Genomic DNA, 7,384 nt, shown 5'->3' with positions numbered 1-7,384 from the left:
TAAGTGGTTCAGCAGTGTATAAATCTTTTGACACAAACTCCTCTTTTTACGATGAAGGATTCGTTGGAAATTATAAGCACATTTACTAGCAAGTAATTTGCAATATACACCATCCCAAATGTTAATAACCTCAAAAAAAAGAAGGTAAGTATACATAAGGTTAATATGTATACTTACCTTCTTCTATAGCAACCTTTCAGCTGATAAAAACAACATTAATTAGTATTTCATTTCATATTATGATACTCATTTCTCTTTTTCAGATAATCCTTTTCACATTGTAACGGTTTGTATTCCACCATTTTCCCTTGCTTCTTTTTCGTTTCGGTAACAACCCATTCCCCTTTTTCAAGTTCAAGATGTTTTATTACATTTGTATCGTCTATTTCTTTATAAAGTAAAAATGCTTCAAGCGGCTTTACAAACAGCCTAGGCTCTCCTCTATATCCACCACTTTCAAAAACTTTAGTTAACGAATTATAATAAGTATCATCAACCCGGCCACCATACATGAAGTGTGCAGCTTCTAAATCTCTTTTATCAACTTCCCAAAAGCTATTTTCATCAAAATTCAAATTAAACGTGGATCTAATATCCCTCATTATATTTTTCACATACTTTTCATCTCGAACTTTTCTTTCTTCGAGACAATCCGAAGATAAGCTTGGTGCATCTGATTGGGAATGTACAACGTGTTGAATAGATACACATAAAACAAATACGCTTAAAATATACAATAGTTTTTTCATATATACGTATCACCTCAAATGATCTAGATACTATATTATTTGAGGCTTAGGATATTCTTATGCTAGGAATGTGAAAGGTCCTATAAAATAGACTTTTTATAGGACCTTTCCTTTTAATATTGATTTATCAGTTTCATCGGCGAAGCGAGTACCATACTACTTTTCACATCATATAATCCTATAGGTGTTACCCTTATAAAAGGCAAGTGCGTCGCAGAAAAGAATAAAATCGTAAATGCTGGATCGTTATAGGCATATCCTCGCTCTTGTAGTAATTTCACCATTTTTTTCTCTTTATGTATTAATTCGCTCATTTTTAAATCGGACATAATCCCGAGCAACGGTAATGCAATTTCGTGTAACACTTCATTTCTTTCCGCTATTACCATACCGCCACCTAGCTCTTTTACTCTATGAAAAGCTGTAAGCATATCTTCTTTACTTTTTCCAATAAGAATGATGTCACCTGTACCAGAATAAGAACTTGCAAGACCTCCTAATTCTTTCGCAAAACCTTTCACAACTGTATTCACTCGCCAAGTGCCATCACGAGCAATCATCATAAGGAAACATTCATCATGATCAATAGAAAGTTCCTCACCGTTTAAGTCGATTTCAGTTACATATGGTTTTGAAATAACATCATTTAATAATTTTATACCTGTTGTTTCAGAAAAAATCATATCTTCTTTCTTTAAAGACCAGTCTAGTTGTAGAGGGGTTACTTGAAATTCATCCCATTCTATACGTAATGATTCATTTTTGTTTACTCCGTCAAGCTTCACCCATCGCCCCTTTGCAATTACACTAATCGGCACCGGGTTTTCTTTACTTTCCAAAATGTTAATATTGGCGATTCTACCTGTGGCAATCGCACCATGTAAATGCTCCATATTATAATAACGAGCAATGTTATAACTTGCCATATTATAGGCATCTATAACTGGTATCCCTTGCTTAATCGCTATTTCTATCAATCTATTTGTCATTCCGTTTTCATAAAATGACGGATGCGAACCGTCTGTTGTGAAAATGAATCTATCAAATTGTTTAACACCTAGTTCTAGCAATTCTTTTACTAAAATTTCTAAATCTGGACGGATAGAAGAATTTCTAAGAGAAACGGTGTAACCTTGCATAAGGCGTGTTAATGCTTCCTGCCCTGTCATCGCCTCATGATCACAATCCGTACCTAATAACTTTAACTTCGCTAACGTTGTTTCAGACGCACCTGGAAAATGACCTTCTACTTTCTTCTGTAACCACTTTGTTTCCTGTACCCAATTTAACATTTCCTCATCACCATTTAATAATTTGGGCCATGCAGTTAACTCGCCGCCCTGAAGAACATCTTCATGCTTCAGCCACTCCATTATTTCTTCACTATTAAATAAAGATTCCCCATTTTGCAGTTCAGTCTGTCCATCAAAACGACACCACCAATACATACTTGCAGGAATCTTTTTAAATTCATCTAATAAACGAAACGCTACTTCACGCTGTAATGTGAAAAATAAAGTTAGATTATCATTAATGAAAGTTGTTGTCCCAAATTGCATCGCATGATTTGCTAACGTTTCTGGATTATACAACTGATATGGATGCGCATGCGGTTCTATGTAACTTGGAACTATATACTTCCCCTCGCAATCAACGACTTCACATTCATGTAATTGCTCTGGAAATTTTTCTCCCACATATACAATTCGGTCATCATAGATCCAAATATTTGCAACAGTCCATTCACGTATGTACGGATTTAAATATGTCGCATTCTTTAATAGAATGTGCGGACTTCTAGTACCATCTACTACTTCAACATGCTCTCGTAATTGTTCATTGCTCCATCTAAACTGATTTTGTCCCAATGTACTCAACTCCAAATCAATATACTAGTATTTTCATTTAAATCGACTTGATAGAAACTAATAGTTTGAATAAACCAAGATGTCCTTAACTAACTAAAGTATTCTATATAACCTTAAAGCTTATTTGAATTTTTCTAAACACAATACCTATAGTTTTCAAAAAAGAGCATATAAAAAATAAAGGTGAATATCTATTCCTCCACCTTCTCATCCTGATTTATCCACCTCATTGTTTTCTCTACATCTAATTCCGAACAGATCTTTTCACCATAACGAACAGACTCATATATCGGAATAATATCTCTCGTTCGACATATTCGTTTTAACCATTGTTGTATCGTTTCATAAGACCTTCTCTGTTCATGAAATGGTAAAGTCCTTTCCCATTCAACTAACGCTTTCCTTATCGTATCTGTAGGTAATGGTCGCTTTAACCGACGCTTCACTTTCTCGTTTTTTTCGGTTCTTACCGTATATTCTTTCGTTACCGATTGTTTTTCCTGTTCTATTTCTGATTTCATTAACTTTTTCCTAACTGATTTATAAAGAAAATATGTAATTACCGCTGCAATAACTACATAAAAAACTACAGTAATCCATGAATTTGAAAGAAAAGAAAATACGTCTCCCCATGAATTTTCCTTTTTAAAACCTTTAAATTTTTTACCCGTTGGCGTCCTATCCCTATTTTCTCCTACTTTTGTATTTTCCAAAGGTCTGCCAGTGCCATAATCTTCATTATTTTCATTGTTTATTGTTTCCTTATAAATTTTTTCAGATTTCTTCTCACTAAAAAAACGCTCTTTTACTATGTCTTGTACATGCACCACACCTTGTGATAACGATATTGCACAAATCGCAAAGAAAAGTATGATTAAAGCTCTTACACTCCAAAACTTCACTTTCATATACCGCTTTTTATTAACCATGACATAAGCCCTTTCTTATTCTTTAATTACAATCCATTTATTCGTTCTACTATATTTCTTTGGAGAAGTACCAAGAATTAAAGGAACCGCACCCAATTCCTTTCGACGAAATCCAGCTGTGTAAAAATAAGAAGATAATACAGGCGTATCCTGATCCGATATTGAGGCAAGTACCTTTAATACATTTTGCAAATGTTTCCGATTATCCCCGTTTTTTACATGCAACAATCCGTTATCGTTCACGCTATTAATCCATAATTCAAATGAACAATCTTGCATGAGCAATTGTTTGCATATGCCTGCGGTTAATTCAATAAGCTCTTCAATATCATTTCGTAAAGAAACGCCACTTTTATTTTGTAAATTAAGATAAATCGCATATTTATCAGATTGTGTCCGTTCATATTTTTTCGCAGTTATCGTCCCTGTTTTTGCTGTTGCACCCCAATGGATAGAACGAAAATCTTCATTTTCATAAGATTTCACTCCCATTACTTTCGTTTCATCATATAGCGGAGAAGACATTGCTTTTCGAAATCCACGTGACCATTCTTGTAATTCAGGTACTTGTATTTTCGGAACAGCTGGCAAAACTAAATAGGACGGTGTATCAACTTGACTATATGTTATGTGATTCGTTATAAATCCCAAAAGATCCGTAATAACAATTTCAACTTCTTCCCATTTCGCGATACCTCTTTTTAGTGCTATAGCTTGCATATCAAATGAAACTGTCTCTCCACCTTTTATATTAAAATTCACATAATAATTTGAACCTGTACTATGATTTTTGTTTAGCTCCTCATGATCCCAAGTTAGCTTATTTTCACATTTAAATCGAAATACGATATTGAAAATAGGAAATATCGAGTTGTTTGAAATTTTTATTTTGCACGTATTCGTTTCACCTATAAAAACGTTCGAATTACCTTGATTGTATTCCCAGTTAACGCGAGATACTTTACGTATGTATACATGCGCAGTACCTATTAAAATTAAATACAAAAATACGAAAGATAAGAACAATAGATTACTTGAGAATATACATAAAATAACGGCTACAACTGATACAACTCCTATTACAAAGGGTTCCGCTAACGGTGTATACACGAGCTGTTGTTTCATCGTACATTCTCCACTGGCACACCAATCGCACCAAGAATTTCTTTAATGATTTGTTCCTTCGTCGTTTTCATCTCCCCTTCAATCGTTAACGTTAACCGGTGAGAACAAACGGCTGCAGCAAGCGTCTTAATATCATCTGGCGTACAGTAATCTCTTTCATTTAATATTGCCCGTGCTTGAATCGCTCTCATAAATGCCAATGTACCTCGCGGGCTTACACCAATTTCAATCAGTTCATGCTTACGCGTTGCCTCAATGATTTCAAGAAGATAATCTTGCACATCATTCCCTACTAACACTTCCCTTGTACGTTTTTGCACCGTAATAATTTCTTCACTTGAAATAATAGAATGTAACGTTTCTAACGGATCATTCGTTTGGAAGCGATTCATCATTTCCTTTTCTGCTTCTCTCGTAGGATAACCTTGGCGTATAGTAAGTAAAAATCGGTCTAATTGAGCATCTGGTAGAGGAAATGTACCAGCCGATTCAAGAGGGTTTTGCGTTGCAATAACTAAAAAAGGTTCTGGTAATGAATGTGTCTGTTTCGCAATCGTAACAGTACGCTCTTCCATAACCTCAAGTAACGAAGATTGCGTTCTCGGTACAGCTCGATTAATTTCATCAACTAATACTATATTTGCAAAAATAGGCCCTAATCTCGTTTTAAATTCCGATTCCTTCACATCAAAATATTCGAGACCAATAACATCGCCTGGCAAAGTATCAGCTGTGAATTGAATTCTTTGAAATTTCGCATCCACACTTTTCGCCAAACTTTTCGCTAATGTTGTTTTTCCCGTGCCGGGTACATCTTCTAATAAAATATGCCCTCTTGCTATAAGAGCTATAGCTGCCAGTTCAATCGATTCATCTTTTCCTATAATAACCTTCGAAATATTGTTAGTGATATTCTTTAATGTACTCATATAGTAATCTACCACCTTTAAATTATCTAAAAATTAAGAAAATATATCTTCCAAATTATAACATGTAATTCAAAGATGAAATAGAGTAAAAAGAAAACTTATATTTTTTCTTCACTGCACGTAAAAAAGCACCTATTGTCATACGTTGACAATGAAGTGCTTGACTCCGGAAATTTTCGTTTTAGCTGTTTGACATCTTATATAAATACATTATCTTTCTTCCCTGCACAATTGAAAATACTGAGCGAATTCAGGAAATACATCCCAGTTATTTTCAAGATTATCATGAACCTCTCGTTCCTCTACTAACCCAGTATTTACATCCATTTTTTCCATTACTGTATAACCATTTTCGCGGAAATTCAAAATTAAGCGAGTGTTTTCTTTTTCAGTCGCATCATCATATTCCCAATACATAGCTGTTCTTAAGAAAATTCTATTATCATTTATAACTTCAAAATCATAATTTAAATACTTACGAACTAAGTCATCATAAAAACCAACTGAAACCCAGTCTTTTGTAACATTTATAACATACTTAACCTTTTCACCCTCAGTTAGCATGGCCGTATATGGTTCGTGATTTTGATGACACAAGTATGCTTTACATTCATCAATTATATTCCAAGGCTTCTTTTTAGTATCTGACCACTCGTCACAATAATAAATTTTCATAGTTAATTGTCCCCCACCTTCTATACCTCTTAAAAATATTCCTAGTTTCTATTTTTTTCATCATGCTCTAAAAATAAATACTGTAAGTCACCATTAATAGTCAATTGAAAATCCAACTCTTCATCTTCAATACGCAGTCTTTCATCTATTATTCTTAAAACTGTAGATACAGTATCCACTTCTATTTGTTCCAATATTTTAAATAATATCGCTTTATTTTCATTAGAACGCCCCGTATATAATCTCATTACATCCTTCTAATAGGGGATTAGTCACTTCATTACTATTCGTACTTTCAAATAATTCCCGATACGTTGTTAAATTCCTACTAATTATTGTTTGGTGTAACTGTTTCATAACATCTTGTATATTCATCCTTTTTATTCCCTCCTATTTTCATCTGATTGTTGCATTCACACAAAGTATTTTTTAACAAAATAAAAAAATGCTCAATACAAAATAATAATGTTTTGAGCATATTAATCACTTATGTATAATAATTTACAGTATCTTATTACTTACCACTTTCAATTGTAGGTTTTACTATACACATTACTTATTTCACTTTTAACATCATCATACATTAAAAATGCCTCTTTTAATATTTCCTCTAATTCTATATAGTTTCGGTATACTGGCGTTTTTATTCTTTCACTTGCATTCATCAATAACCTTGAGTAAACACTCCAAGGACTCCCTAATCTTACTTCATTATTATGATATACAACCCATACAAACTCTGTCATTCCATGTTCTAAAATTATATTAAACCATATCATATAATTTGGAGAATGATCTAAAACACCTATCTTGAAAAATTTCTCCTTCTTATCAAAAGTTGCTACATATCCCAATCTTATAAATATTTCATTTACCTTTTCTATTTCATAATCCTCTAGTCTATTATTTAAATCATTAGGATTAGAGCTAAAATATGCTCTTTATATGATTTTTCGTTTCTGGAAAATTTTCAACACTCTACTTAAATTACATAGCCGTATGCGAATACAAAAATAGTGACAGTCGGATTCCACAAACTACCACTATTTATAACCTCTTACTTCATTAAATTCTATACACTTTTGATTAACTTGTTATAGAATTCCCTC

At 33.3% G+C, this 7,384-nt stretch carries 9 protein-coding genes; all 9 read right to left on the bottom strand.

Annotated features, from left to right (window positions below; genetic code table 11):
* Nucleotides 1-227 precede the first annotated feature (227 nt).
* Nucleotides 228-749, bottom strand: coding sequence for a hypothetical protein (locus V7038_RS27045; protein WP_002200076.1), 522 nt, complete (start codon nucleotides 747-749; stop codon nucleotides 228-230).
* A 113-nt stretch (nucleotides 750-862) separates the two neighbouring features.
* The gene (locus V7038_RS27040; RefSeq protein WP_335695905.1) at nucleotides 863-2,617 is read right to left on the bottom strand and encodes an adenine deaminase; all 1,755 of its coding nucleotides are present in this window, start codon (nucleotides 2,615-2,617) and stop codon (nucleotides 863-865) included.
* A gap of 191 nt (nucleotides 2,618-2,808) precedes the next feature.
* On the bottom strand, nucleotides 2,809-3,546 hold the full coding sequence (locus V7038_RS27035) for a signal peptidase II (protein ID WP_335695904.1): 738 nt from the start codon (nucleotides 3,544-3,546) through the stop codon (nucleotides 2,809-2,811).
* Between the two features lie 15 nt (nucleotides 3,547-3,561).
* Nucleotides 3,562-4,671, bottom strand: coding sequence for a DUF58 domain-containing protein (locus V7038_RS27030; RefSeq protein ID WP_335695903.1), 1,110 nt, complete (start codon nucleotides 4,669-4,671; stop codon nucleotides 3,562-3,564).
* Nucleotides 4,668-5,600, bottom strand: coding sequence for an AAA family ATPase (locus V7038_RS27025; RefSeq protein WP_335695902.1), 933 nt, complete (start codon nucleotides 5,598-5,600; stop codon nucleotides 4,668-4,670). The genes V7038_RS27030 and V7038_RS27025 overlap by 4 nt, the downstream gene beginning before the upstream one ends.
* Nucleotides 5,601-5,810: 210 nt before the next feature.
* The gene (locus V7038_RS27020; RefSeq protein WP_002200069.1) at nucleotides 5,811-6,275 is read right to left on the bottom strand and encodes a hypothetical protein; all 465 of its coding nucleotides are present in this window, start codon (nucleotides 6,273-6,275) and stop codon (nucleotides 5,811-5,813) included.
* 41 nt (nucleotides 6,276-6,316) lie between these two features.
* Entirely contained in the window at nucleotides 6,317-6,523 is a 207-nt protein-coding gene (locus V7038_RS27015) for a hypothetical protein (RefSeq protein WP_335695901.1), read from the bottom strand.
* Nucleotides 6,498-6,650 (bottom strand): hypothetical protein, encoded by a 153-nt coding sequence (locus V7038_RS27010; protein ID WP_002200067.1) that lies wholly within the window; start codon nucleotides 6,648-6,650, stop codon nucleotides 6,498-6,500. Before V7038_RS27010 ends, V7038_RS27015 begins: the two co-directional genes overlap by 26 nt.
* Before the next feature lie 152 nt (nucleotides 6,651-6,802).
* On the bottom strand, nucleotides 6,803-7,129 hold the full coding sequence (locus tag V7038_RS27005; RefSeq protein WP_002200066.1) for a hypothetical protein: 327 nt from the start codon (nucleotides 7,127-7,129) through the stop codon (nucleotides 6,803-6,805).
* Nucleotides 7,130-7,384 lie beyond the last annotated feature (255 nt).

The sequence above is a fragment of the Bacillus sp. JJ783 genome (assembly GCF_036963225.1).
In the GTDB taxonomy this organism is placed as follows: Bacteria; Bacillota; Bacilli; order Bacillales; family Bacillaceae_G; genus Bacillus_A; species Bacillus_A cereus_U.
The sequence above is the reverse complement of the archived record's forward strand: the minus strand, read 5'-3'. Positions and strand labels throughout refer to the sequence as shown.

Bases quoted from the DNA above. Each gene is read 5' to 3' on its own strand.
- V7038_RS27010 (WP_002200067.1), bottom strand. From the start codon at position 6,650: ATGAATATACAAGATGTTATGAAACAGTTACACCAAACAATAATTAGT.
- V7038_RS27025 (WP_335695902.1), bottom strand. From the start codon at position 5,600: ATGAGTACATTAAAGAATATCACTAACAATATTTCGAAGGTTATTATA.
- V7038_RS27045 (WP_002200076.1), bottom strand. From the start codon at position 749: ATGAAAAAACTATTGTATATTTTAAGCGTATTTGTTTTATGTGTATCT.
- V7038_RS27020 (WP_002200069.1), bottom strand. From the start codon at position 6,275: ATGAAAATTTATTATTGTGACGAGTGGTCAGATACTAAAAAGAAGCCT.
- V7038_RS27015 (WP_335695901.1), bottom strand. From the start codon at position 6,523: ATGAGATTATATACGGGGCGTTCTAATGAAAATAAAGCGATATTATTT.
- V7038_RS27035 (WP_335695904.1), bottom strand. From the start codon at position 3,546: ATGGTTAATAAAAAGCGGTATATGAAAGTGAAGTTTTGGAGTGTAAGA.
- V7038_RS27030 (WP_335695903.1), bottom strand. From the start codon at position 4,671: ATGAAACAACAGCTCGTGTATACACCGTTAGCGGAACCCTTTGTAATA.